The 23,239-nt window shown below is 72.6% G+C and carries 24 protein-coding genes and 1 tRNA gene; 4 read left to right on the top strand and 21 right to left on the bottom strand.

The window, feature by feature from the left end:
* Window positions 1–77: 77 nt before the first annotated feature.
* Both P5G59_RS00545 and P5G59_RS00540 read right to left on the bottom strand, forming a co-directional pair.
* Window positions 78–812: an ABC transporter permease gene (locus P5G59_RS00545; RefSeq protein WP_301214979.1), complete on the bottom strand. Its 735-nt coding sequence runs from the start codon at window positions 810–812 to the stop codon at window positions 78–80.
* Window positions 809–1,621: an ABC transporter ATP-binding protein gene (locus P5G59_RS00540; RefSeq protein WP_301214977.1), complete on the bottom strand. Its 813-nt coding sequence runs from the start codon at window positions 1,619–1,621 to the stop codon at window positions 809–811. The genes P5G59_RS00545 and P5G59_RS00540 overlap by 4 nt, the downstream gene beginning before the upstream one ends.
* A gap of 211 nt (window positions 1,622–1,832) precedes the next feature.
* Here P5G59_RS00540 and P5G59_RS00535 point away from each other — a divergent pair, with 211 nt between their 5' ends.
* The gene (locus P5G59_RS00535; RefSeq protein ID WP_115695507.1) at window positions 1,833–2,399 is read left to right on the top strand and encodes a LemA family protein; all 567 of its coding nucleotides are present in this window, start codon (window positions 1,833–1,835) and stop codon (window positions 2,397–2,399) included.
* Window positions 2,400–2,406: 7 nt separating this feature from the next.
* Entirely contained in the window at window positions 2,407–3,291 is an 885-nt protein-coding gene (locus P5G59_RS00530; RefSeq protein WP_301214973.1) for a M48 family metalloprotease, read from the top strand.
* A 69-nt stretch (window positions 3,292–3,360) separates the two neighbouring features.
* Here P5G59_RS00530 and P5G59_RS00525 read toward each other — a convergent pair whose 3' ends face one another.
* From P5G59_RS00525 to P5G59_RS00510, 4 genes are read right to left on the bottom strand one after another with little or no spacing between them, the layout of a single operon-like run.
* Window positions 3,361–4,674: a D-arabinono-1,4-lactone oxidase gene (locus P5G59_RS00525; protein WP_301214971.1), complete on the bottom strand. Its 1,314-nt coding sequence runs from the start codon at window positions 4,672–4,674 to the stop codon at window positions 3,361–3,363.
* Window positions 4,671–5,945 (bottom strand): amino acid deaminase/aldolase, encoded by a 1,275-nt coding sequence (locus P5G59_RS00520; RefSeq protein ID WP_301214969.1) that lies wholly within the window; start codon window positions 5,943–5,945, stop codon window positions 4,671–4,673. Before P5G59_RS00520 ends, P5G59_RS00525 begins: the two co-directional genes overlap by 4 nt.
* Entirely contained in the window at window positions 5,945–7,201 is a 1,257-nt protein-coding gene (locus tag P5G59_RS00515) for an MFS transporter (protein WP_301214967.1), read from the bottom strand. Before P5G59_RS00515 ends, P5G59_RS00520 begins: the two co-directional genes overlap by 1 nt.
* Window positions 7,198–7,866, bottom strand: coding sequence for a TetR/AcrR family transcriptional regulator (locus P5G59_RS00510; protein ID WP_301214965.1), 669 nt, complete (start codon window positions 7,864–7,866; stop codon window positions 7,198–7,200). The genes P5G59_RS00515 and P5G59_RS00510 overlap by 4 nt, the downstream gene beginning before the upstream one ends.
* A gap of 191 nt (window positions 7,867–8,057) precedes the next feature.
* Here P5G59_RS00510 and P5G59_RS00505 point away from each other — a divergent pair, with 191 nt between their 5' ends.
* The gene (locus P5G59_RS00505; protein WP_301214964.1) at window positions 8,058–10,253 is read left to right on the top strand and encodes an Ig-like domain-containing protein; all 2,196 of its coding nucleotides are present in this window, start codon (window positions 8,058–8,060) and stop codon (window positions 10,251–10,253) included.
* Between the two features lie 13 nt (window positions 10,254–10,266).
* Here P5G59_RS00505 and P5G59_RS00500 read toward each other — a convergent pair whose 3' ends face one another.
* Together P5G59_RS00500 and P5G59_RS00495 are read right to left on the bottom strand one after the other, a co-directional pair.
* On the bottom strand, window positions 10,267–10,644 hold the full coding sequence (locus P5G59_RS00500; RefSeq protein WP_301214962.1) for a YchJ family protein: 378 nt from the start codon (window positions 10,642–10,644) through the stop codon (window positions 10,267–10,269).
* Window positions 10,645–10,805: 161 nt separating this feature from the next.
* Window positions 10,806–11,174, bottom strand: coding sequence for a VOC family protein (locus tag P5G59_RS00495; protein WP_301214961.1), 369 nt, complete (start codon window positions 11,172–11,174; stop codon window positions 10,806–10,808).
* Between the two features lie 178 nt (window positions 11,175–11,352).
* Here P5G59_RS00495 and P5G59_RS00490 point away from each other — a divergent pair.
* Window positions 11,353–11,426: transfer RNA gene (locus P5G59_RS00490), tRNA-Leu, on the top strand.
* 15 nt (window positions 11,427–11,441) lie between these two features.
* Here P5G59_RS00490 and P5G59_RS00485 read toward each other — a convergent pair.
* The 13 genes from P5G59_RS00485 to P5G59_RS00425 all read right to left on the bottom strand — a co-directional run bounded on the left by P5G59_RS00485 (window position 11,442) and on the right by P5G59_RS00425 (window position 23,234).
* Window positions 11,442–11,678, bottom strand: a complete 237-nt coding sequence (locus tag P5G59_RS00485; RefSeq protein ID WP_301214959.1) for a PLD nuclease N-terminal domain-containing protein — start codon at window positions 11,676–11,678, stop codon at window positions 11,442–11,444.
* A 153-nt stretch (window positions 11,679–11,831) separates the two neighbouring features.
* Window positions 11,832–12,170, bottom strand: a complete 339-nt coding sequence (locus P5G59_RS00480) for a DUF3467 domain-containing protein (protein ID WP_175338086.1) — start codon at window positions 12,168–12,170, stop codon at window positions 11,832–11,834.
* Window positions 12,171–12,396: 226 nt separating this feature from the next.
* Window positions 12,397–13,812 carry an NAD(P)/FAD-dependent oxidoreductase gene (locus tag P5G59_RS00475; protein ID WP_301214955.1) on the bottom strand — a complete coding sequence of 472 codons (1,416 nt, stop codon included), beginning with the start codon at window positions 13,810–13,812 and terminating at the stop codon, window positions 12,397–12,399.
* A gap of 39 nt (window positions 13,813–13,851) precedes the next feature.
* Window positions 13,852–15,111, bottom strand: a complete 1,260-nt coding sequence (locus P5G59_RS00470) for a S8 family serine peptidase (protein ID WP_301216946.1) — start codon at window positions 15,109–15,111, stop codon at window positions 13,852–13,854.
* A gap of 22 nt (window positions 15,112–15,133) precedes the next feature.
* On the bottom strand, window positions 15,134–15,649 hold the full coding sequence (locus tag P5G59_RS00465) for a DUF501 domain-containing protein (RefSeq protein WP_301214953.1): 516 nt from the start codon (window positions 15,647–15,649) through the stop codon (window positions 15,134–15,136).
* 5 nt (window positions 15,650–15,654) lie between these two features.
* On the bottom strand, window positions 15,655–16,176 hold the full coding sequence (locus P5G59_RS00460) for an FtsB family cell division protein (protein ID WP_301214951.1): 522 nt from the start codon (window positions 16,174–16,176) through the stop codon (window positions 15,655–15,657).
* A gap of 98 nt (window positions 16,177–16,274) precedes the next feature.
* Window positions 16,275–16,520: a hypothetical protein gene (locus P5G59_RS00455; protein ID WP_301214949.1), complete on the bottom strand. Its 246-nt coding sequence runs from the start codon at window positions 16,518–16,520 to the stop codon at window positions 16,275–16,277.
* Window positions 16,521–16,669: 149 nt separating this feature from the next.
* Window positions 16,670–17,950 carry a phosphopyruvate hydratase gene (gene eno / locus P5G59_RS00450; RefSeq protein WP_301214947.1) on the bottom strand — a complete coding sequence of 427 codons (1,281 nt, stop codon included), beginning with the start codon at window positions 17,948–17,950 and terminating at the stop codon, window positions 16,670–16,672.
* A gap of 109 nt (window positions 17,951–18,059) precedes the next feature.
* On the bottom strand, window positions 18,060–18,677 hold the full coding sequence (locus P5G59_RS00445; protein ID WP_301214945.1) for a DUF1349 domain-containing protein: 618 nt from the start codon (window positions 18,675–18,677) through the stop codon (window positions 18,060–18,062).
* The gene (gene hisS, locus P5G59_RS00440; protein WP_301214944.1) at window positions 18,674–19,966 is read right to left on the bottom strand and encodes a histidine--tRNA ligase; all 1,293 of its coding nucleotides are present in this window, start codon (window positions 19,964–19,966) and stop codon (window positions 18,674–18,676) included. The genes P5G59_RS00445 and hisS overlap by 4 nt, the downstream gene beginning before the upstream one ends.
* A 340-nt stretch (window positions 19,967–20,306) precedes the next feature.
* A complete protein-coding gene (locus P5G59_RS00435) occupies window positions 20,307–21,116 on the bottom strand; it encodes an ABC transporter ATP-binding protein (RefSeq protein ID WP_301214942.1) in 810 nt (269 codons plus the stop codon).
* A 1-nt stretch (window position 21,117) separates the two neighbouring features.
* Complete coding sequence (locus P5G59_RS00430; protein ID WP_301214941.1) at window positions 21,118–22,170, bottom strand: FecCD family ABC transporter permease; 1,053 nt, start codon at window positions 22,168–22,170, stop codon at window positions 21,118–21,120.
* A complete protein-coding gene (locus tag P5G59_RS00425) occupies window positions 22,167–23,234 on the bottom strand; it encodes a FecCD family ABC transporter permease (protein ID WP_301214940.1) in 1,068 nt (355 codons plus the stop codon). The genes P5G59_RS00430 and P5G59_RS00425 overlap by 4 nt, the downstream gene beginning before the upstream one ends.
* Between the last annotated feature and the right edge of the window lie 5 nt (window positions 23,235–23,239).

Raw genomic sequence — 23,239 nt, 5'->3', positions numbered from 1 at the left:
CGCGGTACGTGTGCGGCCGCGCGCGCACCCGCGGGCGTTCCGGGAGGCCGCAGTCGCAGCGCGCGCGCGGCGCGCGGCTACGCGGTGCGGCGCTGCAGGGTGAGGGCGCCGAGGACGACCGCGGCGACCGCGAAGGCTCCGATGATGAGCAGCTGGCCGCCGACGTAGGCGGCGTCGTGCGAGTTCGTCGCGACGGCGTTGAGCGCGTCCACCGCGTGCGACAGCGGAAGCCAGTCGCTGAACTCCTGGAGGCCGGCCGGCAGCTGATCGCGCGGCAGGAAGATACCGCCCAGCAGGATCTGCGGGAAGACGAGCAGCGGCATGAACTGCACCACCTGGAACTCGGTGCGGGCGAACGCGCTCGCGAACAGGCCGAGCGTGGAGCCCAGCACGGCGTCGGTCACGGCGACCGCCACCAGCAGCCAGGGGTCGCCCTTCACTTCGAGTCCGCACACCCACAGCGCGTAGGCGCAGGCGAGCAGCGCCTGCACCACGGCGAGGAGCCCGAACGCGAGCGTGTAGCCGAGGATGAAGTCGCTGCGGCCGAGCGGCATCGAGAGCAGACGCTCCAGCGTCCCTGTGCGCCGTTCCCGCAGAGTCGTGATCGAGGTGACCAGGAACATCACGATGAACGGGAACAGCGCGAGGATGGCCGGCCCGATCGTCTGGAAGACCGGCGTGTCGGTGAAGATCCAGGCGACCAGGCCGATCAGCAGGCTCGGGACCACGAGGAGCAGCACGATGGTGCGGGGGTCGTGGCGGATCTGGGTGAGCACGCGGCCGGCGGTCGCGAGGGTGCGGGTCGGGTTCATCGCGCGTCCTCCCCGGCGCCGGAGGAGCCGGATGTGTCCGAGTCGCCGTCCACGTCCGGATCCGGAAGGGCGTGACGCGCGTGGTGGCGGCGCAGCAGAGCCACGAAGGCACCCTCCGCGTCGGCCGCGCCGGTCTCGGCGAGCAGGTCGGCCGGGGTCGTGTCCGCGAGCACCGCCCCCTCCCGCATCAGGATGAGGCGGTCGCAGCGCGTGGCCTCATCCATCACATGGCTGGAGATCAGGAGGCTGGTCCCCGAGCCGGCGAGCCGGTGGAACAGGGCCCACAGCTCGACGCGCAGCAGCGGGTCGAGGCCGACGGTCGGCTCGTCGAGCACCAGCAGGTCGGGCGAGCCGAGCAGCGCCGCGGCCAGGGAGACGCGGCTCACTTGGCCGCCGGACAGCGCTGAGACCAGCCGCCCGGCGTGGTCGCCGAGGTCGGTCGCCTCGATCGCCCGGTCGACGTCGGCGCGACCGGCCCCGAGCACACGGCGGAAGTAGTCCAGGTTCTGCCGGACGGTCAGGTCGTCGTACACGCTCGCCGCCTGCGTGACGTAGCCGACGCGGTGTCGCAGCGGTGCGGAGCCGGCGGGCTGGCCGAGCACCGAGACGGTTCCCGCCTTCACGCGCTGCACGCCGACGATCGAGCGCATGAGCGTTGTCTTGCCGCATCCACTCGGGCCGAGCAGGCCGACGACCTGGCCGCGCGGGATGTGCAGGTCGAGCCCGTGCAGCACGTCGGTCCGGCCGCGGCGCACCCGCAGGCCTTCGATGACGACCGCGGGCTCCGCCGCGTCCGGCGAACTCATCATGCGCTGAATCATTCGCCCGCGGGAGCGACCGCGTCAAGAGGCGACGGACCCCCGTCAGGACGCGCAGCCGTGCCCTCTCCCCGGCTGTCCGGCACCGAGGCGGTTGCTTCGAGTGTGATGGGAACGCGGTGAGCGCCCGGTCCGCGAAAGCTAGGATGTGGGAAGCGCAGCACAGCCGCCCGTCGCCCGTCACTCAAGGAGTTCTACCACCATGGAATGGCTCATTCCGGTCATCATCGTCGTCGTGATCGTGGCGATCATCGGGATCTACCTGTGGGCCACCTACAACTCCCTCGTCACGCTGAAGGTGCGCGTCGACGAGGCGTGGAGCGACATCACGGTCCAGCTGAAGCGCCGTGCCGACCTCATCCCGAACCTCATCGAGACGGTGAAGGGCTACGCGGCTCACGAGAAGGGCGTCTTCGAGTCCGTGACCAAGGCGCGGGCGGAGACGCTGTCGGCGCAGACACCGGGTGAGGCGTCCGTGGCCGAGGGGCACATGCAGACCGCGCTGAAGAGCATCTTCGCGGTGGCGGAGGCGTACCCGCAGCTGCAGGCGAGCCAGAACTTCCTCCGGTTGCAGGCCGACCTGGTCGACACGGAGGACAAGATCCAGGCCAGCCGCCGTTTCTACAACGGCGGCGTCCGGGAGTTCAACACCAAGATCAAGGTGTTCCCGAACAACCTGTTCGCCCGCCGGCTGGGCTTCACCGAGCGCGAGTTCTTCGAGGTCGACAACCTCGCCGCGATCGCCGAGCCCCCGCGCGTCCAGTTCTAGGGTCTCGATGTATCGGGCGATCGCCAGGAACAAGCGCAACACCGTCTTCATCATCCTGCTGTTCCTCGTGCTCATCGGTGCGCTCGGATGGCTGGCGGCGTACATCTACAACAGCTACACGATCCTCGTCGTGGTGCTGATCGGGGCGGTGCTCTACGCCCTGTTCCAGTACTACCTGGCCAGCAGCCAGGCGCTGAGCATGTCGGGGGCCATCCCCATCCAGCGGGCCGACAACCCCCGGCTCTGGAACATCGTGGAGAACCTCTCGATCACGACCGGGACGCCCATGCCCGCGGTCTACATCGTCAACGACCCCGCGCCGAACGCCTTCGCCACAGGCCGCGACCCGCAGCACGCGTCGGTCGCGGCTACGACCGGCCTGCTCGACATCATGACGGACGCCGAGCTCGAGGGTGTCATGGCGCACGAGCTCGGGCACGTGCGCAACTACGACATCCGGCTCGGGATGATCGTCTTCGGTCTCACGGTCGCCATCGGCTTCATCGCCGACATCTTCCTGCGGATGGCGTTCTTCGGCGGCAACCGCAATAACAACAACAACGGCGGCAACCCGGTGGTGCTGGTGTTCGGCCTGATCGCCGCGATCGTCGCCCCGCTGGTGGCGACGCTGGTGCAGCTGGCCGTGTCCCGCCAGCGGGAGTACCTCGCCGACGCGACCGGCGCGATGACCACCCGCCACCCGGACGCGCTCGCCGGCGCGCTGGAGAAGCTGGAGGCGTACGGCCGCCCGATGCAGAAGCAGAACTCCTCCATGGCGCACCTGTGGATCAACGACCCGCTGAAGCCCGGCCTCATGGCGCGCCTCTTCTCCACCCACCCTCCGATCCCGCAGCGCGTCGAGCGCCTCCACGAGATGGGCGGCTCCTTCTAACCCCACCGAGTTGCACGTCGTGCCGGCTATTCGAGGCGAATAGCGACCACGACGTGCAACTCGACGGGGTCAGGGGCCGAGGACGCGGCGGAGGTAGGCGTTCTCGAAGCGGCGGTCCGGGTCCAGGCGGTCTCGGACGGCGAGGAAGTCGTCGAAGCGGGGGTACAGGGCACGCAGCACATCCGCGTCGCGGGTGTGCAGCTTGCCCCAGTGCGGGCGCCCCTCGTGCGCGACCATGATCTCCTCGACGGCCGAGAAGTACTCGCGCTGGTCCTCCCGGTAGTACCGGTGCACCGCGATGTAGCCGCTCTCCCGGCCGTACGCCGTCGACAGCCAGATGTCGTCGGCCGCCGCGCTCCGCACCTCGATCGGGAACGAGATGCGCCAGCCGCGGCGCTCGATCAGCGCCTTCACCTCGGCGAGCGCGCCCGGCACCGCCTCGCGCGGCAGCGCGTACTCCTGCTCCGTGAAGCGCACCGTCCGGTTGGTGACGAACACCGCCGGGGAGACGTCGGTGAAGTCCCGGTTGCCGGTCATCCGCTGCGCGAGCCGGCTGAACGGCGGGATGACGGCGGGCGCGACCGTGCCGAGGGCGCAGACCCCGCGGTAGACGCCGTTGGCGAGCAGTTCGTCGTCGACCCAGCGCCCGGCCCGCGACAGCGGCTTGCGGTCGGCGGTCAGCGGCAGGCGGGTGTTGGTCTTCGTCAGCGCGGTCTCGGTGTGCGGGAACCAGTAGAACTCGAAGTGGTCCTCGCGCGTCGAGCGCTCGAGATACCCGTCGAGCGCGTCCTGGAGCGGCTCCGGACGCTCGACCGCCTGCAGCAGGTAGGCCGGGACGCACTGGAGGGTGACATCCACGATCACACCGAGCGCGCCGAGCCCGAGCCGGGCCGCGGGCAGCAGCTCGGCGTTCTCGGTCTCGTCGATGTGCAGCAGCTCCCCGGTCCCGGTGACCAGGGTGAGGCCGACGATCTGCGTGGCGAGGCCGCCGAACGAGCCGCCGGTGCCGTGGGTGCCGCTGGAGGTCGCCCCGGCGATCGTCTGCCGGTCGATGTCGCCCATGTTCTCCAGCGCCAGCCCGTGCGGGCGGAGCAGCCGCGGCAGCTGGTGGAGGTGGGTGCCGGCGGCGAGGGTGACGCGTCCGCGCTCCAGGTCGACGTCGAGGAGGCCCGACAGGTCCTCCAGGTCGAGCTGGACGCCGGGGGCGACCGCGATGCCGGTGAAGCTGTGCCCGGCGCCGACCGCCTTGATCCGCATCCCCTTCGACGCCGCCGCCTGCACCGCACGCTGCACCGCCTCCGCGGACGCGGGACGCTCGACCCGCTGCGGCCGCACGGCCTCGGTCCGGCCCCAGTTGCGCCACAGCCCCCCGGCCGCCGTCACAGGAACACCCTCCCGTCGCCGCGGTAGGTGGCGACCTCCCCGACGACACGGGCGCGCCCGTCCACCGTGTCGACCAGGTGGAAGCCATCGAGGTGCTCGCTCAGCTCCCCCGACTTGGTGTGCCGCAGCCAGACGCGATCGCCGATCCGGAGGACGCTCGCCGCGGCCCCGGTGACCGGCGTCTGCACCTCGCCGGCCATCTCGCGCCCGACCATCGAGAGGCCGGTCGGCCATTCGAGGGACGGCATGCGGTCCGGTCCGGGCGGGCCGGATGCGATCCAGCCGCCGCCGAGCAGCGTCGCGGTCTCGGGGTTGGGCCGCCGCACCACCGACAGGGCGAACGAGGCGGCGGGAGCGGGATGGAACGCCCGGTAGGTGTCGAACAGGTGCCCGCCGAAGAGCCCGCTGCCCGCGGCGATCTCGGTCACCGACGGGTCGGACGAGGTGAACTCGAGCGAGCCGGTGCCGCCGCCGTTGACGAACTCCAGGTCGGCGACGCGACGGACCGCCGCGACCGCCTCGCCGCGCCGGGAGAGCAGCTCGTCGCGGGAGTTCTTCTGCATCCAGCGCAGCGTCGCGCCCCACGCGGGCTTGCCGGGCGGGTTGTCGCCCTGCCCGGCGATCTGCGCCTCGTAGCCCATCATGCCCACCAGGGCGAAACCGGGACGCTTCGCGATCGCCTCCGCGAGCTCGCGCGCCGAGGCGACCGAGTGGATGGGCGACCGGTACACGCCGACGTGGCCGAGCACAGGCGCGAGCCACGACGAGTCGAGTTCCAGGCACAGCCGGACCGTCTCCCGCTGCCCCGGCGGCACGACCGCGTCGATCAGATCGAGGTGCGCGAGCGAGTCCACCATCAGGGTCACGCGGGCGGCGAGCTCCGGCGAGCGCGCGAGCCGCGCGATGGCGGCACGGTCCGCCGTCGGGTAGCCGACCACGACGTCCCCGATCGGAGGGTGCTCGGCGTCGCCCTCGGCGAGCCACAGCGCCTCGGGCAGCGTGTAGGCGAGCACCCCGGCGTACCCCGGCAGCGCAAGCACCGCATCCAGCACCGACCGGACGCGCACCGACTTCGACGCCACCCGGATCGGCTTGCCTCCCGCCCGACGCAGCATGTCGTGCGCGTTGTGCCGCAGCGCCGGCAGGTGCAGCACGCCGAGCGGCGGGTCGAGCCGGGCGGTCGCGGCGGACAGCGACGGCCAGAACACGTCGGGCGCCCGCCAGGTGCGCTCGGCGGCGACGGGAGGCGTGGACAGGTCGAGATCGGTCACTAGCGCACCGCTTTCACTCGGGCGACCGCGAGAGCACCCGCGAACGCGAACAGGGCGGAGAGGACGAACAGCCCGGCGAACCCGCCGAGCGCGGCGACGATCATCGCGCCGAACAGCGGAGCGACCGCCTGCGGGACCGCCAGGGCGATGTTCATGATGCCGAGGTCCTTCCCGCGGTTCTCCGGGTCGGGCAGCACCTGGGTGGCGAGCGCCTGATCCACTGAGAGGAAGCAGCCGTAGCCGAGGCCGAGCAGCGCCGCCGCGACGACCGCGACGGACAGCTGCGGCACGAACGCCAGCAGCAGCGCGGCGACGCCCTGCACCGCGGAGGAGGCGAAGACGAACGCCTTGCGGCGGCCGAGCCGGTCGGACAGCCTCCCGAGCACCAGAGACGCCACGATGACGAACACCATGTAGACGAGGATCAGGATGAGCAGGTCGTCGTCGGCGTTCGGGTCGCGCAGCCCGAACTCCAGGAAGTACAGCAGCAGCGACGTGCCGAACGCGTTCCCGAAGTTGACGAGCACGCGGCTGAGCAGCGTCCAGCCGAAGTCCGGGTGGCGGCGGGGGCTGATCCAGAGCCCCTCGACGACGCCGCGCCACGACATCCGCTCCCGCAGCTCGCGCGGCAGCACGGCGTCGGGCAGGAACAGGAACGGCAGCACCAGCAGCACCAGGAGCACGGCCATCGCGGTGTAGCCGAGCAGCGCGCCCGCGAAGACGTAGGTGACGAGGGCGACGCCGAGGATGATGCCGATCGCCTGCGGGGCGCTGATCCACCCGCTGACGTAGCCGCGCTGGTCCACCGGCACCTGGTCGCTGATCGTTGCGGTGAGGGCGGCGGTGAGGATGCAGAAGCCGGTGAGCGCGAGCGACCAGAACACGCCCATCCCGACCACGCTGGTCTGCAGGCCGAGCAGCACGAGGGAGATGGCGAAGACGACGGTGCCCGCGGCGATCCACGGGCGACGCCGGCCGAAGCGGCTGGTCGTGCGATCGGAGAGGGCGCCGGTCAGCGGGTAGGCGATGATCGCGCAGACCCCCGAGATGCCGGAGATGACGCCGAACGCGATCACGTTGTCGACCCAGTACGTGGTGTGCAGCTCGGCCTGCACCTGGTCGGGCAGGAGCTTCTGGATGGGCGCGAGCTGCGCCATCCACACCCCCAGCCAGGCGACGGCGAACGCGGCGATCCACCGTCCGGGGACGCGGCGGACGGGTTCGGCGAAGACCGCCGGCGTGGACGTGGACGTCATCGGGCACCTGCCTCGGGGGTGTGGGCGGAGGAGCGGGAGATGGGGCGGGGGTGGGCGGTCGGGGTGGGCGTGGCGAGGGCGGCGAGCGCGTCGGCCGCGACGTCCATGCTGGCGGCCGCAGCGGCGTCGTCGCGGGTGACGAGCCAGCCGAGGGTGAGGCCGTCGGTGAAGGAGACGAGGATGCGCGCGACCTCGTCGACCGGCCGCAGCCATTCGCAGCCGGTGAGACGGGCGGCGTCGCGGGCCGCCTGCGCGGCCACCTCGTGGTAGCGCGCGTACTGGCGGCGGGCGAGCGGCTCGAAGCCGGGCTCGCGCAGCGCCCACTGGGTGAGCTCCATCATCGCCTTCTCGCGCCCGGGGTCGGCGCGGACGCCGTCGAAGTAGTGCTGAAGACCGGCGCGGATGGCGTCCCGCATCCCGATGTCTCGCGCGTCGCCGGCCAGGGCAGGCGCCAGATCCCGCTGCTCCCCCGCCACGGCGGCCTCGACCAGCTCTGCCATCAGCTCGTCCCGCGAGTCGAAGACGTAGTGGAAGCTCGCCAGCGGCATCCCCGCCTCGGACACGATGCGGCGGGTCGTGGCGGCGGCCACGCCGTCCCGGGCGACCACGCGGAGGGCCGCCTGCACCAGCGCGGTGCGGCGGTCTGCGACCGGGATGCGCGTCATCCGGACTCCTGGTTCTCCGGCCGCGCCTCGTCGCGCAGCGAAAGTGGGACAGTTGACCCAGATCACAGTATGCCGTAAATACCGGCGTTTCGTTTGACACGCGGTACCGCTGACCCCTGGAATGGGGTGGAATGCGGGGATATCTGAGCGACGTTTCACCACCAGCCCGGCCACGGGGGTCGATCGGGCTGGTGTCGTTCGCGATCGCCGCCACCGTCGCCTCCCTGCTGCTCAGCGCCATCGGCCTCATCGGGGACGCCCCGCCCGCCTCCGCGAGCGCACCGCCCGGCCCGCACGCCGGCCGCACCGCCGAAGCAGCCGCAGTATCCGCAGCACCCTCTGCACCGAACGACAGCTCGACCCCGTCGGACACGCCGACCGCCACTCCGACGCCCACCCCCGTCACGCTGGACACCCTCCCGGGCGGGCTGGTCACCTCCTTCCCCCTCACCGTCTCGGGCTCCGGCACGCCCGGAGACCGGATCACGGCCACCGCCGGGTCGTCGCCCGGCGCGGCCGAGACCTGCCAGGCCACCGTGGACGACTCGGAGCGCTGGTCATGCGCACTCGCGTCGCTGCCCGACGGCGACGGCGTGGCCGTCCGTGCCGAGTCCGCTTCCACCGACAGCTCCGACAGCGGCCGCGTGAAAGTGCTCCACCCTCCCGTCATCGCCGGCGACGGCGTCGTCGCGACCGGCGGAGGCGTGCGCGGCACCGGCTACCCGAATGCGACCGTCACCGCGACCGCGGACAACGGCGCCAGCTGCACCTTCCCCGCCGACGGCAACGGAAGCTGGGGCTGCGTGCTCACCGGCGACCTCCCGGACGGCCGTCACACGGTCACCGCAACGCAGGTGGCCCCGTTCTCCTCGCAGCGCTCCGGCACGAGCGCGCGCATCACGATCGACGTCGACCGCACCGCCCCCGGAGCGCCCAGCATCACCACCCCCAAGGCGGCGACCCGGGTCACGGCCGGCCGGCCCGCGGCCTTCGGCGGCGGCGGCGAGAACGGCGCCCACGTCACGCTGTACGCCACCAACGACCAGGGCACCACCGTCGTCTGCACCGCCGACGTGGCGGGCACCGCCTGGAACTGCGCGGGAACGCTCCCGCAGGGCGACTACCAGCTCTCCGCGCTGCAGCGCGACGCCGCGGGCAACGTCAGCGCCGGAAGCAACACCGTCCCCGTGAGCGTCATCGCGGCCGCGACCCCCGCCCCCAGCCAGACCCCGAGCCCGACGCCCACGCCGACCGTACCGGCCCCCGCAGCGCCCGGAGCGGCACCGCCCAGCGGTCCGCTGCATCCCGACACCCGGGGCTGGGTCGCGACCCCGTTCACCACGGCCTCCGCGCCGGTCGTCACCGCGGCGTCGCTGCCCGGATGGATGCGCTCCGCCGGCCTCGCCGTCGCCGCGCTCCTGCTGCTGGTGCTGCCCGCGCGGCTGCTGACGGCGGCCCTCGCTCGGGGTCGCGCGCAGCGCGAGTCGCGGCCGCGCTCGTCCCTGTTCGGCCGTAACCGGCCGCGCACGGACGTCTCCGACGCCTCCGCACTGTTCGGGCGTGACCGCGGCGGCGCCCGCACCGGGCCGGCCGCGACGGCCGCGGGGGCGGCCGGGGCCGAATCCACCCGCGGGCGCACCGCCGCCGGCCAGGCCCGATGGCTCGCGCCGGTCACCCTGGCCGCCACTGCCGTGCTGGTCACCTTCTCCACCCCGCTGCCGGACCCCGGCGCGTACCTGCGGGTGCTGCTCGCGGTCGCCATCGCCGTCGCCGCCGTCAACGCCGTGTGGGTGCTCGCCGGCCGCGGCCTCGCCACCCACCTGCGGCTTCCCGCCCCGCACCTGACCGTCCGGCCCGGACTGCTGGCGGTCGTGGCGGTCGCCGCGGTCGGCTCGCGCCTGCTCGGCCTCACCCCTGCCCTGCTCTTCGCCGTCGTCCTCGCCGTGACGGTCGGCCCGCACGCCGGCCGGGTCCGGCGCGGGCGGGTCGCGGCCGTGCAGATCTCGGCGGTGGCGGCGCTCGGTGTGCTCGCCTGGCTCGCCGTCGGCCTCCTGCCCACCCCGACCGGATGGTTCAGCGCCCTGCTGGTGGAGCTCGTCAACGCGCTCGCCCTCGTCGGCATCGGCTCCGCCGCGGTCCTGCTGCTGCCGGTCGGCGGCCTGGCCGGGCGGGCCGTCGCCCAGTGGTCGCGGTGGCTGTGGGGCGGGCTCAGCCTCGTCGTCTACACGGTGCTGTTCGCGCTGCTGCTGCCCGTGGCATCCCTCGTCGAGCGCGGGGTCGGCGTCGTCGTCATCGTCGGCGTGGCCGCCGGGTTCGCCGCCGCCAGTGTGGCGTTCTGGCTGTGGGAGCGCTACGTCGCCCCCGCGATCGACCGCACCCTGCGCTAGCGAACCGGCCCGGTCACGGCGCCGCCAGTGCGTCGACGTAGAACCAGTCGCGCCTCTCGCGCACGAACCGGGACACCTCGCGCAGGCTGCCCCGCTCCGCCCCCTTGTAGTACGCCGTGAAGCCGACGACGCCGTCCTGGTCGAAGGGGCCGCCGCGCTCGGTGCGCTCGATGTCGAGCCGGTACCAGACGAGGCCCGGGTCGAGTTCCAGCGCGGACGGCCGGGTGGACGGATGCCAGCTGCGCAGCAGGTAACCCGCGTCGCCGAGCGCGAACGCCGAGAAGCGGGAGCGCATCAGGCGTTCCGCGGTCGGGGCCGGCTCGCCGCGGTGCAGTGGACCGCAGCACGCGTCGTACGTCTCGCCGCTGAGGCAGGGGCACCGGGAGGTCACCCGCCGAGCCTACGTGAAGATCCGGCCGGCGCCCGCGTCGGGGGATCCCGGGCACCGGCCGGATCGAGGGACACCTCACCAGAAAGGGTGCCGTGACCAGTGTGGAAGGTCAGGATGGGGAAGAACTTCGGATGACATGAGTGTCCTCGCAGAGTCGCGTGTCAGACCGGCGCCGCCTTCTCCCCCGCGTCCACCACGCAGAACCGGTTGCCGTCCGGGTCGGCGAGGACCACGTAGTCTGCGTCGTCCTCGTACTCCCAGTCGACGGGCGCAGCTCCGAGGGCGACGAGCCGTGCCGCCTCGGCCTCCCGGTCGGACGCGTACAGGTCGAGGTGGTGACGGGGGCTGGGGTTCGCCTCGCTCCCGACCAGTTTGAGCGCGAGCTGCGGCCCGCGCCCGGCCGAGGGCCCGAGGAGCGCCCAGTCCACGTCGGGTTCCCGCAGCGCCCGGTAGCCGAGCGCCTCCGTCCAGAACGCCACGGCGCGCGGGATGTCGCGCACACCCCAGACGATCGATCCGATCCTGATCATCGCCCCACCCTCCGCCCCGCAGCGCTCCGGGGCAAGGGAGGCTGTAGTGTTGAGCGCATGGAAGGTCTGCTCATCGGATTCGTCTGGCTCGTGGTCATCGTCGGCGGCGGCATCGCCACCGCGGCCATCGTCCAGCTGATCAAGGCGCCGTACCGCAACCGCTGAGGCGTCGCGGCTCGCCCCCATAGCCCAATCGGTAGAGGCAGGCGACTTAAACTCGCCCGAGTGTGGGTTCGAGTCCCACTGGGGGTACTTCGGGGTCGTCGGTCACGCGCCGCCGCCGAGGCTGTCGGGACCCGTCTCCCTGACGCTGCGGCGGCCGAGGGCGAACCACAGGATCGAGCCGACCAAGGGCACGAGCGTCACGACGGCGATCCAGCCGATCGTCGGGCCGGCCTCGGCCCGGCTCTGGGCGATCTGCACGAGCGCGACGATCCAGAGCACCAGCGGCACCAGCCAGACCATCAGGACGAGGACGTGCCATCCGGCGAGACCCGAGAACATGCGTCGAGCCTACCCGCAGGGCGGCCGCGAGTCCGCGCCGCGCGCCGACTGCGGTGCTACGGAACGTCTGCGGGCGCTCGAGCGGGCGTACACGTTCCGCGGGACCCCAGTCGCGTGCGGACTGCGGCGTGCAGGCGGCGGGCGCTAGGCGCGTCAGCCGGTCGGGCCGGCCGGGCCGTCGAAGAAGGGGGCGGAGGGCGGGCGCTGGCCGGTCTCCTGCTCCCACTGCTCCAGCTGCTGGGTGAGCGCCTTCGCCAGCTCGAACACCTGCTGCGGTGGGATGCGGATCCTGCTCACCACCTGGCCGTTGAGGAGCATCTGCGGCTGGCCGGCGTCGCCGACGTTCACGCTCGGCGGCTGCGACATCGCGACGAAGTCGATCACGAAGATGTTCGGCGTGTGCCAGATGCTCGCGAAGTCCGCGTACCTGCCCGGCGCCACCTCCGGCGGGAGGTCGATGGAGTAGGTCTGCTCGACCGGTTCGTCCGTCACGATGGTCCTTCCTGTCGGGTCCGGTCATCGTAGTACGGTCGCCCGGGCGCCCGCGGGACAGCGACCGCAACGGGCCCGCGTAGCCTTCCGTCGGAGATTCGGCCGTCTCTCGCTCGCATCTCCGACAGGAGGCGGACCAGACGGAGATTCGGACGTTCGAGAGCTGTCCTAGGAGCCAGAACGCACGAAAGCCCGGTCCCCAGGACCGGGCTTTCGCACTCAGACGTTACTTCGCGGAGACCTCCGCCGGCTCCTTCGCCGGGTCGGCCTTCTTGCGGGTCGACGGCTTCTTCGCGGGCTCCTCCGGAGCGGCCTCGACGGCCGGCTTCGGACGGGCGGCGAACTCCTCGAACCCGGCGCGCGGGTGCTGGAGTGCCTCGAGCGACACGATGTCGCGGCCGAGCCACACGTTGTTCCACCAGCCCCACAGCACGCGCCACTTGCGCTCCCAGGTCGGCATGGCCAGACCGTGGTAGCCGCGGTGCGCCGCCCAGCCGAAGAAGCCCTTCACGGCCAGCTTGCCGGACTGCAGCACGCCGATGCCGACGCCGAGGCCGGCGACCGCGCCGAGGCTCTTGTGGTAGTACTGGCGCGGCAGCTCGCCGCGGAGCGAGGCGACGATGTTCTTCGCCATCAGCTTGCCCTGACGCACGGCGTGCTGCGCGTTCGGCACGCAGTAGCCGCCGACGCCGGCACCCGTGAGGTCCGGGACAGCGGAGACGTCACCGGCGCCCCAGGCGTCCTCGATGATCTCGTCCTCGGTGCCCACCCGCAGGTCGGCGCGCACGCGGAGGCGGCCGCGCTCCTCGATCGGGAGATCGGTGTGACGCACGACGGTCGGATTGGCCATGACGCCGGCGGTCCAGACGATGAGGTCGGACTCGAACGACTCGCCCGTGGAGAGCTGGATGACACCGTCGACCGCGCTCTGCAGCTGCGTCTCGAGGTGGATCTGCGCGCCGCGCTCCGCCAGGTTCTTGATCACCCAGTGGCTGGTCGGGAGCGACACCTCCGGCATGATCCGGCCCATGGCCTCGATCAGGTGGAAGTGGGTGTCCTCGAAGGCGATCTCCGGGTAGCGCTTCAGCAGCGCGCTCGCGAACGACCGCAGCTCGGCGAAGATCTCGATGCCGGCGAAGCCGCCGCCGACGACCACGACGGTGAGGAGGCGGTCGCGCTCCGGCCCCGGGGGGAGCCCCGCGGCCTTGTCGAAGTTGGTGAGGAGCGTGTCGCGGATGTACACGGCCTCCTCGATGTTCTTGAGGCCCACGGCCTGGTCGGCGACGCCCGGGATCGGGAACGTGCGCGACACCGCGCCGGCGGTGACCACGACGATGTCGTACTCGAACTCGTACGCCTCGCCGACCGGCGGCTGGATGGTGGCCACCTTGCGGGCGTGGTCGATGTAGGTGACCTTCGCGGTGATGATGTTGGTGGTCTTGAGGTGACGGCGGTGTGCGACCACCGCGTGACGCGGCTCGATGGAGCCGGCCGCGACCTCCGGGAGGAACGGCTGGTACGTCATGTACGGCAGCGGGTCGACCATGGTGACCTCGGCCTCGCCCGGGCGGAGCTGCTTCTCGAGCTTCCACGCGGTGTAGAAGCCGGCGTATCCGCCGCCGACGATCAGGATTTTGGGCACAGTGATGCGTCTCCTCTAACCGATAAGTTTGGGCCTACATTACTCCTTGCTCCGCGTTCGCCTGAAATGCGACCACGCGCCGACGCCGCCGAGGACGGCGAGGGCGAGGAAGCCGGCGATCAGGGCGAACGGAAGCCAGAAAGCGGTGAGGACGCTCCATTGCGGCCAGAAAATCCACTTCCATGGTACCGCGCGTTCGGGGGCGAGTTTCGCCGGGACGGGTTCAGCCTGTGCGTTCTGCCCGCCCGGCGGCGCGGTGGGGGCCTCCGCGCGGCGGTGCACGCGGATCCACTCCGCCAGGTCGCCCATCGGGTTCGCGGTCACGTGCGGCACGTCGGCGGTGACTGCGGCGGCGGCGTCGAGCAGTCCGAACCCGTAGATCGGGCTCGGGACGGCGCCTCCCGCGGGCCGGGCGGTGCGGACGATGCGCTCGATCACATCCGGAGCCTTCAGCTCGGGATGCGCGGCGCGCACCAGCGCGACGGCTCCCGAGACCAGCGGGGCAGCCCCGCTGGTGCCTGCCCACTGCACATACCCGCCGCCGGGGTTCGCGCCCACCAGCTGCTCGCTGGGGGCGGAGACGCCGATCGTGATGCCCTGCGCGGAGGCGTCGAAGCTCGCGGTGCCCTGCCTGTCCACTCCGGCCACGGTGAGGACACCGGGGATCGTGGCGGGCGCGCCGACCTCGCTCGTCCCGCTGCCGCGGTTGCCTGCCGCCGCGACCACCACGACGTCGTGGTCGAACGCGTACTGGAAGGCCTCGTCCCAGCTGGTCGGCCAGTCCAGCGTGTTGCGGGTGAGCGACATGTTGATCACGGAGGCCCCGTTGTCGACCGCCCAGCGCACCGCCTCGGCGATCTGGTCGTCGCTGGAGACCCGGCCGATCGCCTTGCCGAGCGCCACCGAGACGGTCAGGATGCTCGCCTCCGGCGCCGCGCCCAGGACGCCGTTGCCCGCGGTCGTGCCGCGCCCGGCGAGCAGGGACGCCACCCAGGTGCCGTGGTTCGCGCTCTCTGCGTCCCCGAGCGGCTTCTGCCCGGAGGCCGCCCCGACGCCGCTGACGTCCGTGCCCCCGACCACGGCCCCCGCCAGGTCGGGCACGGAGCCGTCGACGCCCGTGTCGATCACGGCGACCTTGACGCCGGCACCACGGGTGGTGTCCCAGGCGCGGGTGAAGCCGTAGTCCTTCAGCCAGTACTCCATGTCGCGCACCTGATCGGCGCGCGCAACCGTGGCGGGGACGAGGGCGACGCCGAGACCGAGCGCGACGGCGCCGGCCGCCGCGACGAGCCGCCGCATCCGCTCCCCCACCGCCGTGCTCCTAGCCGGCGACGTCGATGCGGCACTCGCAGACCGCGGGCGACCAGTCGCCGCGGGCGAGCGCGAGGTCGCCGATCGGGTTGACGCCGGGACCGGCGGCGAGTGCGTGGGCGGCCAGGGCGTGCAGGCACTTCACGCGCGACGGCATGCCGCCCGCGGAGATGCCGTGGAGCTCGTCGACGACGGCGATCGACTCGCGGTCGGCGAGGTACTGCTCGTGCGCCGCGCGATACTGCGCGGCGATCTCGTCGTCCTCGCCGAGGAGCTCGTTGTACTCGGCCATTACCTGGGTCGCCTCGAGGGCGGACATGGCGGCGGTGGCGGCCGGATGCGTGAGGTAGTAGAAGGTCGGGAACGGCGTCCCGTCGCTCAGCCGCGGGGCGGTGGAGACGACGGTCGGCCGGCCGCACACGCAGCGGGCGGCGATGCCGACGACGTCGCGGGCGGGGCGTCCGAGCTGCTCGGAGACGACCGCGATGTCCTCGTCGGTCACGGGGTCGAACGGGGGTCTGGTCATGCGGGCTACTTCTTCGGGGTGGAGGTCGGGGTCGGGGTCGGCGCGGGCGTCCCGCTCAGCTGCTGCGGGGTGGCCTCGGTCAGCCCGGCGCCCATGAAGGAGCCGAACAGCGAGCCGACCCAGTCGGTCTGGGTCTTCTGCAGCTTGGAGGTGACCGGGCCCTGGTCCTTGGTCGCGGCCGGCGGGCGGTCGTCGATTACCAGGTAGCTGACCTCGCCGGGCATCACGTAGTAGAGCCGGTCGCGGGCCTGGGCGCGCAGGTAGCTGGGGTCGTTCCAGCGGGCGCGCTGGTCCTTGAGGGTGTCGACCTGGGCGGCGAGCCGGTCGACCGCGTGCTGCTGGTCGGAGATCTGCTGCCTCTGGACGAGGAACGCCTGGATGGTCGGGGCGAGGATGACGACGGCGAGCACCAGCACGCCCATCATCACGAGCGAGAACGCCGAGAAGTGCAGCTGGCGCAGCCAGCGGCCCGACCCCGTGGGGCGGGGCATGCGCACCGGGACGCGGCGCGTGCTCGGCTTCGGCATGGCCCTCCCCGGTCGGTGGTTCTGGGCCGGTCGGCCCCCTCTCATCGTAGGCGATGACGGTGTGCGGGCCGGAGGCACGGCGGGGTGTCGGGATGCGCTCAGCCCGCGGTCAGGAGGGTCACCAGCCGCACGACACCGAGCGCGGCGAGGGCCGCCCCGCCGACGGCGAACACCGCCCCGAGCGCGCGGGCGTCGCGCGGCCGGAAACGCCGTCGCGCCTCCGCGTCGGCGAAGAAGGCGGCGGCGCTCCCGGGACGGATGAGCAGGAACAGTCCGAGCAGGCCGAACAGCGCCGCCAGCACCAGGAACAGCACCAGCGGCACGACCTCCGACTCCGTCCGCATCCCAGCACCCTACCGGCCGGCCGACAGCCGAACGGTGACTCTTCGCGGTTATCCCGGCCGAGTGGTGACATGTCGTCGCCACTCGGCCGGCGCGAGCATGCGAACGGCCCCCGGGACGAGGTCCCGGGGGCCGTTCGCGCGGGCGCGGGTTACGCGGTGAAGCGCGGGAAGGCGCTGCGGCCGGCGTAGACGGCGGCGTCGCCCAGCTCCTCCTCGATGCGGAGCAGCTGGTTGTACTTGGCGACGCGCTCCGAGCGGGCCGGGGCGCCGGTCTTGATCTGGCCGGCGTTGGTGGCGACGGCGAGGTCGGCGATGGTGGTGTCCTCGGTCTCGCCGGAACGGTGCGAGAGCACCGCGGTCATGCCGCTGCGCTGCGCGAGCGACACGGCGTCGAGCGTCTCGGTCAGGGTGCCGATCTGGTTGACCTTGACGAGGATGCTGTTCGCGGCGTGCTTGGCGATGCCGTCGGCGAGGCGCTTCGGGTTGGTCACGAACAGGTCGTCGCCGACGAGCTGCAGCTTGCCGCCGAGCTCGGCGGTCAGGTGCGCCCAGCCCTCCCAGTCGTCCTCGGCCAGCGGGTCCTCGATGGAGACCAGCGGGTAGTTCGCGGCGAGCTCCTGGTAGTAGGCGCTCATCTCGGCGGCGGTGCGCTCCTGGCCCTCGAAGCGGTAGACGCCGTTTCCGAAGAACTCGGTGGAGGCGACGTCGAGGCCGAGCGCGATGTCGCGGCCGACGGTGAAGCCGGCCTTCTCGATGGCCTCGGAGATCAGGTCGAGGGCCGCGCGGTTGTGCTCCAGCTCGGGCGCGAAGCCGCCCTCGTCGCCGAGGCCGGTGTTGAGACCCTTGGACTTCAGCAGCGCCTTGAGCGAGTGGTACGTCTCGACGCCCCAGCGCAGGCCCTCGGAGTAGGTCTCGGCGCCGAGCGGCAGGACCATGAACTCCTGGATGTCGACGCCGGTGTCGGCGTGCGCGCCGCCGTTGATGATGTTCATCATCGGGACGGGCAGGATGTGCGCGTTGGGGCCGCCGACGTAGCGGAACAGCGGCAGGTCGGCCGAGTCGGCCGCCGCCTTGGCGACGGCGAGGCTGACGCCGAGGATCGCGTTCGCGCCGACGCGCTTCTTGTTGTCGGTGCCGTCGAGCTCGATCAGCGCCTCGTCGACGAGCCGCTGGTCGGAGGCCTCGAAGCCCTCGATGGCCGGGCCGAGCTCGTCGAGCACCGCGTCGACCGCCTTCAGCACGCCCTTGCCGAGGTAGCGCTCCTTGTCGCCGTCGCGCAGCTCGTAGGCCTCGAATGCGCCGGTGGACGCTCCGGACGGGACCGCGGCGCGGCTGACCGTGCCGTCCTCCAGCAGGACCTCGACCTCGACGGTCGGGTTACCGCGCGAGTCCAAGATCTCGCGAGCGCCTACAGCTTCGATTGCAGCCACAACTGTCTCCTTGCGTGGTTTTCGTGGGATTCCGAGGCCAGTCTAGTGAGGACGCGCTCGCCCGGACGGCCGTGGCCGGATGCTTGCGGCGAATGGCGCGGGCCCACGGTCAGTGGAGGGCCGCGTCGGCGGGGCCGATCGTCCAGGAGGCGAAGCGGACCGTGAGGCCCGCCCGGGTCGGAGCGCAGACGAGCGGACCGACCTCCGCCTCCGCCTCGGGGTCGAGATGGGCGACGCGGACGAGGCGGAACGGCTCCTCGCCGGACCGGGCGCGGACCGTGACGGCGTCCCCCGCCCGGCTCACCCGCACGGTGATACGGGTGCCGGCCCACTGCGGGACCGGGGCGACCGACCAGTCCGAGAACCGGTGGGTGACGACGGCGCCGAGCTGGAGGGCGCCGTCGGCGAACTCGACGCCCGCCTTGATCCACTCTTCGTCGGAGACGCGGACGAAGGCGCCGGCCTGGTCGAACTCCGACACGAAGTCGCCGGTGAACGAGACCTCCATCGCGGCGCCGACCGGCAAAGGGGCGACGAGGGCGTGCTCGGTGTCGTGGACGAACCCGTACGCGGTCGTGCGCCAGGCGTCGCTCGACTCGACGGCGGTCACGAGGAGCGCGTCGCCGTCGGACGCCACGGCGGCCGGCGGGGTGGTCCAACGTCCTTCGCTCCAGGCGAGCGCGCGCGCAGCGAGCGGGCTGTGGGCCGCCCAGCCGCCCGAGCTCATGCCAGCGGCTTCAGGTCGAGGGCCGACGCATCGGCCGTGTCGGCGTTCACGAACGCGAAGGAGCGGAACCCCGCGGCGGCCGCCCGGTCGAGCACCGCCTTCAGGTTCTTGGCGCGGCGGTCGAGCCGCACGCGGGAACCCGAGGCGATGAGCTCCGACTTGATGGCGACGAGGCGGTCGAGCGGGACGGAGGGGTCGTACACCAGCACCACCGACTCCTCCCCCGCGTCGTCCGGCAGCTCGATGAGGTCGACCACGCGCTCGAAGCCGATCGAGAAACCGGCCGCGGGCACGTCGGTGCCGAGGAACCGCCCGATCATGCCGTCGTAGCGGCCGCCCCCGCCGACCGAGCTTCCGGAGCCCGGGTGCGAGATCTCGAAGATGGTGCCGGTGTAGTAGCCCATGCCGCGCACGAGGGTCGGGTCGAAACGCAGGCTGACGCCCGGCGGGAGGGTGTCGAGCGCGTGGGCCAGCGCCTCCAGGTCGGCGACCGCGTCAGTGTCCATGCCCTCGGGCAGGATGCCCGTGATCGCCTCGACCGTGAGCTCGACACCGCCCTCCGCCAGGTGGGGCTCGAGCTCGGCGAGGATGCCGCCGAGCACCGCCGCGGAATCCGCGCCGCCCTCGGCCAGCTCGGCGACGACGCCCTCGGCGCCGATCTTGTCGAGCTTGTCGATCGAGATGAGCACCTGCGGCCAGCGCGCCTCGGCGAAGCCGCAGTACTCGAGCAGTCCGTTGAGGATGCGGCGGTCGTTGATGCGGATGGTGCAGTCGGTCAGCCCGAGCGCCTCCAGCGCCGCCGCCGTCGCCGTGATGAGTTCGACCTCGGCGAGCTGCGACGGCTCGCCGATGATGTCGATGTCGCACTGCACGAACTGGCGGTACCGCCCCTTCTGCGGACGCTCCGCCCGCCACACCGGCGCGATCTGGATGCTGCGGAACACCGGCGGCAGCTCCCCCCGGTGCGAGGCGTAGAACCGCGCGAGCGGCACGGTGAGGTCGAAGCGCAGACCGAGGTCGGACAGGGCCAGCAGGTCGCCGGACTCGATCGCGCCGGTCAGGTCGTCGGCGTCGAGACCGCGCTTCAGGATGCTGAACGAGAGCTTCTCGTTGTCGCCGCCGAGCCCGGAGTGCAGCCGCTCCACGTCTTCGACCACGGGCGTCTCGATCTCGTCGAAGCCGTGCGCCGCGAAGCTGCGCCGGATCACCCCGAGGGCATGCTCGCGACGGGCCTTCTCGGCGGGGAGGAAGTCGCGCATGCCGCGGGGCGGGGTGATCGGTGAGGCCATGCGTCGATTCTTCCATGAGGCGCGTCGCCGCCGCCTCGCGGCCTCGGAAGCTGTGGAGAAGTGGTTCGACGCCCGCCCTGTGGGCACGTCCCGGGGGTATGGTGCCCGGCGACCGCCCGCGCGTATCCTTGCCGCGTTGCCACCCTCACGGTCGCGCCGGCCAGCGCGGCTCGGTGGTGTCCCAGAAGTGGACCTGGCATGAGTCGCATCCGTCCGACCACGGCGCTTGCTCGCTGCCAGACACGGGCCGACAACGCGTCCGCCGGGAACCAGGAGAGCGCCGCCAGACGGCGACTCACCCGAATGGCGAACCGAACCGGACGGACGCGCTGCCGGCCACCTACGCGGTGTGGTGCCTCCCCATCGGCACCACCAGCGGCGTGCCCGTCACCGGATCCGCCGCGACCATCGACTCCACCCCGAAGACCTCGCGCACCAGCTCCGCCGTCACGACGGCGGAGGGCTCCCCCGCCGCGGCCACCGCCCCGGCGCGCATCGCGACCAGGTGGCCGGCGTACCGCGCGGCGAGGTTCAGGTCGTGCAGCACCATCACCACGGTCGTGCCACGGGCGGCGTTCAGGTCGAGCAGCAGGTCGAGCACGTCCAGCTGGTGGCTGAGGTCGAGGAAGGTGGTCGGCTCGTCGAGCAGCAGTATCTCGGTGCGCTGGGCGAGCGCCATCGCGATCCACACCCGCTGCCGCTGGCCTCCGGAGAGCTCGTCCACCGGGCGCTCGGCGAGGTCGCCGATCCCGGTCGCCGTCATGGCCTCGGCGACCGCCTCGTCGTCGTCCGCCGTCCAGCGCCGGAACCAGCCCTGGTGCGGGTAGCGGCCGCGCGAGACCAGGTCGGCGACCGTGATGCCGTCGGGCGCCGTCGGCGTCTGCGGCAGCAGTCCCAGCCGCTGCGCGACCTGCTTGGTGGGCAGCGACTGGATGTCGGCCCCGTCGAGCAGGACGGACCCGGCGGCGGGCGCCATCAGCCGGGAGAGCCCCCGCAGCAGGGTCGACTTGCCGCACGCGTTCGGCCCGACGATGGCCGTGACCGCTCCGGCCGGGATCTCGAGGTCCAGGCCGTCGACGACCGTCCTGCCCTCGTAGGCGAGCGAGAGGCCGCGGGCGCTGAGCTCCGCGGGCACGGGTTCGGGTGTCATGTCAGCCTCCACGACCGATGCGATTCGTCCTGGCGAGGAGCCAGAGCAGGTAGGGCGCCCCGACGATGCCGGTGACGACGCCGACGGGCAGCGAGACGCCCGGGATCGCGAACTGGGCCGCGATGTCCGAGACGACCAGGATGAGCGCGCCGAGCAGAGCCGACGGCACCAGCGCGAGCGACCCCCGGCCGAGCAGGCGGCGGGCGATCGGCGCCGCCAGGAACGCGACGAACGAGACGGGACCGGCGACCGCCACGGCGATGGCGGCCAGCGCCACGGCGACCGCGACGACGAGCAGGCGCGTGCGCTCCGGCCGCACGCCGAGACCTGCGGCGAGGTCGTCGCCGAGGGACAGCGTGCCGAGCGGCCGCCCGACCGCGAGCGCGCACGGCAGCAGCACGACCGTCCCGATGGCGAGCACCGCGAGGGCCGCGGGGTCGACGCTGTTCAGGCTGCCGGTGAGCCAGACCAGCGCCTGCTGCACGTCGGTGAGGTCGGCGCGCGTCAGCACGTACGAGACGATGCCGCCGCAGAACGCGGCGATTCCGATCCCGATCAGCACGAACCGGTAGCCGCTGACGCCCCGGCGCCAGGCGAGGAGGTAGATCAGCGCCGCCGCCGCCAGGGTGCCGGTCAGCACGATCCCGGAGAGCGCGAGCCCGGTCAGGCCGAACCACACCAGCGCGATCGAGCCGGTCGCGCTCGCGGCCGCCGTGATGCCGATGATGTCGGGGCTCGCCAGCGGGTTGCGGGCCATCGACTGGATGAGCGCCCCCGACATCCCGAGGCACGCCCCCACCAGCGCTCCGGCTACGAGACGCGGGAGCCGCAGCTCCAGGATGACGAACGACGTCAGCCGGTCGGCCCGCCCGACGAGCGCGGCGAGCACCTCGGCCGGGGCGACCCCGGCCGCACCGAGCGTCAGGGACACGGCGCCGACCACGACCAGGAGCGCGGCGAGCACGAGCGACACGCGGAGTGCGCGGCGACGGCCGCGACGACGGTCGCGCAGCACGGCGGCGACCGCCGCCTGCTGCGGGGAGGTCGCGGTCACAGGCTCACCAGCCTCCGCCGTCGCACGAGGGCGATGAACACGGGCGCGCCGACGAACGCCAGCACGACGCCGACCTGCAGCTCCCCCGGCGGCGCGACGACGCGGCCGACGATGTCGCACGCCAGCAGAAGCGCGGGCGCGACGATGGCCGAGTACGCCAGGATCCAGCGGTAGTCGGCGCCGACGACCCGGCGGGCGATGTGCGGCACGATCAGGCCGAGGAACGCGATCGGCCCGACCGCGGCGGTCGCCGAACCGCAGAGCAGCACGATGGCGACGCCGCAGAGCACCCGCGTCAGCCCGACGCGCTGGCCGAGGCCGCGCGCGACGTCGTCGCCGAGGGCGAGTCCGTTGAGGAGGCGGCCGAGCGCGAGGGCGAGCACGGCGCCGAGGGCCAGCGTCGGCAGCACCTGCACGAGGATGCCGAACCCGCGCCCGGCGAGGGAGCCGACCTGCCAGAACCGCATCGCGTCGAGCGACACCTGGCTGGTGAGCTGCACGGCGGTGATCAGCGAGCCGAGCGCGGCCGACACCGCGGCTCCGGCGATCGCCAGCTTGACCGGGGTGGCGCCCTCCCGGCCGAGCGACGAGACCGCGTAGACCAGCGCCGAGGCGAGCGCGGCGCCCGCGAACGCGAACCAGAGATAGCCGGACGGGGCCGTCACGCCGAGGAACGCGATCGCGACGACGACCGCGAGCGACGCACCGAAGTTGACGCCGAGGATGCCGGGGTCGGCCAGCGGGTTGCGCGACAGCCCCTGCATGACCGTTCCCGCCAGCCCGAGCCCGAGGCCGACGACGATGCCGAGGAGGGTGCGCGGGAGCCGGCTGTCGACGACGACGAGGGCGTCCGCATCCGACCGCGAGTAGTGCAGCAGGGAGTGCAGCACCTCGGCCGGGGCGATCGTACGCGCCCCGACCATCAGGCTCAGTACGGAGACGGCGACGAGGACGACGACCGCCGCCAGGAACCCGAGGAACAGACGCCGACGGCGCCGGGCGAGCGGGGGCGCTGTGACGCTCCCCGCCCGTCCGGCGTGCGGCGTGACGGTGCTCGCGGGCATCCTCG

It is taken from the genome of Leifsonia virtsii, assembly GCF_030433675.1.
Taxonomy (GTDB): Bacteria; Actinomycetota; Actinomycetes; order Actinomycetales; family Microbacteriaceae; genus Leifsonia; species Leifsonia virtsii.
Note: the sequence above shows the minus strand (reverse complement) of the source record. Positions and strands in the feature narration are given on the sequence as shown.

Coding starts and splice junctions, on each gene's coding strand:
- P5G59_RS00455 (WP_301214949.1), bottom strand. CDS start 16,520: ATGCGGACGGAGTCGGAGGTCGTGCCGCTGGTGCTGTTCCTGGTGCTG.
- P5G59_RS00535 (WP_115695507.1), top strand. CDS start 1,833: ATGGAATGGCTCATTCCGGTCATCATCGTCGTCGTGATCGTGGCGATC.
- P5G59_RS00460 (WP_301214951.1), bottom strand. CDS start 16,176: ATGCCGAAGCCGAGCACGCGCCGCGTCCCGGTGCGCATGCCCCGCCCC.
- P5G59_RS00495 (WP_301214961.1), bottom strand. CDS start 11,174: ATGATCAGGATCGGATCGATCGTCTGGGGTGTGCGCGACATCCCGCGC.
- P5G59_RS00445 (WP_301214945.1), bottom strand. CDS start 18,677: ATGAGCTCGGGCGGCTGGGCGGCCCACAGCCCGCTCGCTGCGCGCGCG.
- P5G59_RS00470 (WP_301216946.1), bottom strand. CDS start 15,111: ATGCGGCGGCTCGTCGCGGCGGCCGGCGCCGTCGCGCTCGGTCTCGGC.
- P5G59_RS00510 (WP_301214965.1), bottom strand. CDS start 7,866: ATGACGCGCATCCCGGTCGCAGACCGCCGCACCGCGCTGGTGCAGGCG.
- P5G59_RS00515 (WP_301214967.1), bottom strand. CDS start 7,201: ATGACGTCCACGTCCACGCCGGCGGTCTTCGCCGAACCCGTCCGCCGC.
- P5G59_RS00485 (WP_301214959.1), bottom strand. CDS start 11,678: ATGTTCTCGGGTCTCGCCGGATGGCACGTCCTCGTCCTGATGGTCTGG.
- P5G59_RS00545 (WP_301214979.1), bottom strand. CDS start 812: ATGAACCCGACCCGCACCCTCGCGACCGCCGGCCGCGTGCTCACCCAG.
- P5G59_RS00540 (WP_301214977.1), bottom strand. CDS start 1,621: ATGATGAGTTCGCCGGACGCGGCGGAGCCCGCGGTCGTCATCGAAGGC.
- P5G59_RS00435 (WP_301214942.1), bottom strand. CDS start 21,116: ATGACACCCGAACCCGTGCCCGCGGAGCTCAGCGCCCGCGGCCTCTCG.
- P5G59_RS00530 (WP_301214973.1), top strand. CDS start 2,407: ATGTATCGGGCGATCGCCAGGAACAAGCGCAACACCGTCTTCATCATC.
- hisS (WP_301214944.1), bottom strand. CDS start 19,966: ATGGCCTCACCGATCACCCCGCCCCGCGGCATGCGCGACTTCCTCCCC.
- P5G59_RS00465 (WP_301214953.1), bottom strand. CDS start 15,649: ATGACCAGACCCCCGTTCGACCCCGTGACCGACGAGGACATCGCGGTC.
- P5G59_RS00425 (WP_301214940.1), bottom strand. CDS start 23,234: ATGCCCGCGAGCACCGTCACGCCGCACGCCGGACGGGCGGGGAGCGTC.